The organism is Streptomyces sp. NPDC020192 (assembly GCF_044388685.1).
In the GTDB taxonomy this organism is placed as follows: Bacteria; Actinomycetota; Actinomycetes; order Streptomycetales; family Streptomycetaceae; genus Streptomyces.
On sequence record NZ_JBIRXG010000127.1, the window covers coordinates 1 to 1,496 of the forward strand.

The window sequence follows — 1,496 nt, forward strand, 5'->3', positions numbered from 1 at the left end:
GGTGTCGCTGTTGCGTGGGACCGGTTCTTCGCGGGTACGGCAGCGCGTCGCGTCGACCTTCCGACGTACGCCTTCCAACGCGAACGCTTCTGGCTCGCTCCGCCCGTTGCCGGTCCCGCCGGCCTGGCGGGAGTGGGCCTCACGCCCACCGGGCACCCCCTGCTCGGGGCCGGCGTCGAACTGCCCGGCACGGACGCGGTCGCGTTCACCGGGAGTGTGTCGCTGAGCACGCATCCATGGCTGGCCGACCACGCCATCCTGGGGCCCGCCCTGCTGCCGGGCACGGCCTTCCTGGACCTCGCCCTCGCGGCGGGCGAGCACATCGGCTGCCCCCGGGTGGACGACCTCGCGCTGCAGGCCCCGCTGGCCCTCCCGGCCCACGGCTCGGTGCGTCTTCAGGTAAGGGTCGAGGGGACCGAATCCGACGGGCGCCGTCAGGTCGGCATCTACTCCCGGCCCGAGGACGACGAGGACGCCTGGACCCAGCACGCGATCGGTGTCCTGGCGCCCGAAACCGGCCCGGAACCCGAGGCGTTGACCGCATGGCCGCCGCAGGGCGCCGAACCCGTGTCCGTCGACGGTCTCTACGACGACCTGGCCGCCACGGGGTTCGCGTACGGCCCCCTCTTCCGCGGCCTGCGTGCCGCCTGGGTACGCGACGGCGCCGTCTACGCCGACATCGCCCTCCCGGACGAAACCGCCTCCGTCGCCGGCTACGGCCTGCACCCCGCGCTGCTCGACGCGGCCCTGCACGCCCTCGGCTGCGCCGACCTGGTCGAGGACTGGAAGGACGGCCAACTGCCCTTCGCGTGGACCGGCGCGCGTCTCCACGCCGTGGGCGCCCGCGCCCTGCGCGTCCGGCTCCGGGCCGAGAACGGCGGGATCGCGCTGACCGCGGCCGATGCCGGCGGACAGCCCGTGGCCGAGATCGAGGGAATCCGGCTGCGGCCCGTCGGCGACGCGCGGACCGTCCGTGCGACGGCGGGTGTACGGCCCTCCCGCATCGAGTGGGTTCCGGTCGCACCGGCGGACGACCACGCGGACGACGACGTCACCGTGGTCCCCGTGGCCGGGCGTACCGCCGACGGCGACCTGGTGGCCGAGGTGCGCACCGGTGTCGCCGCCGCCCTGGCCCGGCTCCAGGAGCACCTGGCCGAGGACCGGCCCGGACGGCTGCTGTTCGTCACCCGCGGCGCCGTCGCAGCCCTGGCCGACGAGGCGCCGGACCCGATGGCCGCCGCCGTGTGGGGCCTGGTGCGCTCGGCCCAGTCCGAGCACCCCGGCCGGTTCCTCCTCGCCGACCTCGCTCCGGACGACGACACCCCGGACTCGGCGGTCCTCCGCACCGACGAGCCCCAGATCGCCGTACGCAAGGGGGAGCTGCTTGCCCCGCGCCTTGCCCGTACCGGTGTCCGGTCTGACGGCGGTGTGCCGTTCGGTGCGGACGATGTGGTGCTGGTGACGGGTGGTACGGGTGCGCTGGGTCGTGTGGTGGC

1 protein-coding gene is annotated in these 1,496 nt (G+C 75.2%); it reads left to right on the plus strand.

Annotation, left to right across the window (positions count from 1 at the left end):
• On the plus strand, positions 1-1,496 hold a 1,496-nt coding region (locus tag ACH47Z_RS47190; RefSeq protein WP_399086850.1), incomplete at both ends, for a polyketide synthase dehydratase domain-containing protein.